Raw genomic sequence first — 2,566 nt, 5'->3', positions numbered from 1 at the left:
GGCCAAGACCGCGCGCGCCGCGCTCGACGCCAACAATGACGCCATGGCCGCCGTGATCGCGGCGATGAAGTCCGCCGGCATCAAGGACCGGGACCTGCAGACCGCCGGCATCCAGATCAACCCGCGCTACAACTACACCAACAAGCCGGACGGCAGCCAGGAAGCCGAACTCGTCGCCTATCAGGTGACCAACACGCTTTCGGTGCGGGTGCGCGATGTCGACAAGACCGGCGAGATCCTCGACAAGGCGGTGTCGCTCGGCGTCAACCAGGGTGGCGGCATCGCCTTCACCAATGACAACCCGGCAGCCACGGTCACCGAGGCGCGCAAGAAGGCGGTCGCCAACGCCATGGCCAAGGCCAAGACGCTGGCCGAGGCCGCAGGCGCCAGCCTCGGCCGGGTGCTCGAGATATCAGATCAGAACATTGCGCCGGCGCCGATGCCGATCAACGCCAAGGCCTTCGATGCCGCGGCGGGTGGCGCGGCTCCCGTGCAGGCCGGCGAGAATTCCTACAATGTCCAGGTGACCGTCACCTTCGAACTGAAGTAAGCGGCTCTGAGGATCCGTGGCTGGGTCTTGCCCAGCCACCGATGCATCACCAGCCAATAGCGCGCATGAAAAACCCCGCGGGATTGCTCCCGCGGGGTTTTTGCGAGCCACACCCTTCAAACGGAAAGGGGCTCCGCTAGTCCCAGCTGATCTTGCTAAAGATCATGCTGCCAGGCTGACCCTCAAAGAGGGGTCGGCCTTAATTGTCGAACCTCAGCGATAGATAACCGGGCAGCCGCGCTCATTGGCGAACACCACCACGACACGGTCGCCGTCCTGGCGGCCCGCCACCTTCACCGTACGACGGTTGACGTCGACGATGCGGACACGGTGGAGACCCATGCGTTCGGCCTTGTCGAGGGCGCGGTCCGGCGAACAGCCACGGCGCCAGTCGCCGCGGCGTTCATCACGGCGATGGCGATAACCGTCGTCACCGGTATAGACGCCGAAACGCGGGTCGTTGTTGTTGCCGAAGCCGAGATAGAGGCTGTCGGCGTGGGCGGGAACGGCCGCCAGTGTGCCGAGACCGACCAGGGCCGAAAGGGCTGCCGTCTTGATCGTGTTGAACATCGTCTTCTCTCCTTTTTGCGGGCCTTCGCCCGTCCTCGTGAACCGATGGGGGGAGAATGCGCTTGCCTGTCTGAACTCTTTACGAACCTGCCGTTCATCTCCGGTTCATATGGCGGGAAGAAGGAAGTTCCGGCCATTCGCCACCGTCCCCAGCCCTTGGTGAAGGCCGGAATGCCTGACTCGGCGCCCTATTCCGAGCCCGCGGATTGGCCGGAAGTCGTGGAACGTAAGGCTGTTGCTCGCCGCCGCTGGTCCTACGGCTCCTCGTCCAGCACATAGTCAAAATAGTCTTCCGGCTCGGCAAGATCGGTTTCACTCGCTTTGACCCGGCCGCGCATCGAGATGCCGGCTTCATGCACGGTCTCGGCGCTGCCAGACACCAGCCGGTGCCACCAGTAGAGGTCGCGGCCCTCGGCAACCAGCCGATAGGCACAGGTACTGGGCAGCCAACTGATGGTTCGCACATTCTGCGGCGTCAGCCCGACGCAATCGGGAACGCGCGCCAGCCGGTTGGCGTAGTCCGAACAGCGGCAGGTCTCGGCGTCGAACAGCCGACAGCCGACGCTGGTCCAGTAGATCTCGCCAGTGTCCTCGTCCTCAAGCTTTGACAGGCAGCATTTACCGCAGCCGTCGCACAGCGATTCCCACTCGGCCGGGCTCATCGCCTCCAGCGCCTTGGTTTTCCAGAATGGCGTTTCCATTTCCCGGATGTGGCCCCGGCCGCGGGCAAGGTCAAGCGCGGCAATGGTCGCAATTGCGGCTATCGCCAGGTGAATGACATGAAGTTGCCTTCAAAAGGTCGGTCAATCGCCCCGTACGGCCTCTATCCGTGCCAGACTGGAACCAATCGGCACAAGATCGGTTTCGGCAAGGATGGGACCCCACAAGGAGAATTTCGATGAAACGCCAACCACGGATTCTGGCAGGCACCGCACTTGGCCTGTTGATGGCATCCGCGCCGTTGGGCGCGTTCCCGCTTCAGGGAAGTGTCGCGTCCGGTCTTGCCCAGCGCACGGCAACCCCATTCATCCTGGCGCAAGCAGCATGCGCCGAGGGCGAATCGGCCGAGGCCTGCGCGCAGAAGCAGCAGGCGGAACCCGAACAGAAACACGAGCGCAAGAAGGCCGAGCCTGAACAGCAGGCCGCGCCTGCCCAGAGCGAGCAGCCCGCCGAGGAGCAGCAGCCACGCCGGAAGAAGCGCGACCAGCAGCAGCAGGCCGAGCAGGCGCCCGCCGAACAGGCCGCTCCCGCCGAGGAACAGCAGCCGCGCAGGAAGAAGCGTGATCAGCAGCAGCAGGCCGAACAGGCGCCGGCCGAACAGGCAGCACCCGCAGAGGAACAGCAGCCGCGCAGAAAGAAGCGTGACCAGCAGCAGCAGACCGAGCAGGCGCCGGCCGAACAGGCAGCACCCGCAGAGGAACAGCAGCCGCGCAGGAAGAAGCGTGA

At 64.5% G+C, this 2,566-nt stretch carries 3 protein-coding genes and 1 pseudogene; 2 read left to right on the top strand and 2 right to left on the bottom strand.

Annotation, left to right across the window (positions count from 1 at the left end):
* On the top strand, positions 1 to 550 hold a 550-nt coding region (locus tag EN969_RS26180), incomplete at its 5' end, for an SIMPL domain-containing protein (RefSeq protein ID WP_127419520.1).
* 213 nt (positions 551 to 763) lie between these two features.
* Here the strand turns inward: EN969_RS26180 and EN969_RS26175 are convergent.
* Positions 764 to 1,120, bottom strand: a complete 357-nt coding sequence (locus tag EN969_RS26175; protein ID WP_013530174.1) for a hypothetical protein — start codon at positions 1,118 to 1,120, stop codon at positions 764 to 766.
* Positions 1,121 to 1,374: 254 nt separating this feature from the next.
* Positions 1,375 to 1,821, bottom strand: coding sequence for a YcgN family cysteine cluster protein (locus EN969_RS26170; protein ID WP_013530173.1), 447 nt, complete (start codon positions 1,819 to 1,821; stop codon positions 1,375 to 1,377).
* A 245-nt stretch (positions 1,822 to 2,066) separates the two neighbouring features.
* Between EN969_RS26170 and EN969_RS26165 the strand changes: the two are divergent.
* Positions 2,067 to 2,566: pseudogene (locus tag EN969_RS26165) on the top strand (flagellar motor protein MotB); the annotation flags it as partial.

The organism is Mesorhizobium sp. M7A.F.Ca.CA.003.01.2.1, assembly GCF_003998945.1.
Classification (GTDB): domain Bacteria; phylum Pseudomonadota; class Alphaproteobacteria; order Rhizobiales; family Rhizobiaceae; genus Mesorhizobium; species Mesorhizobium ciceri.
The sequence above is the reverse complement of the archived record's forward strand: the minus strand, read 5'-3'. Positions and strand labels throughout refer to the sequence as shown.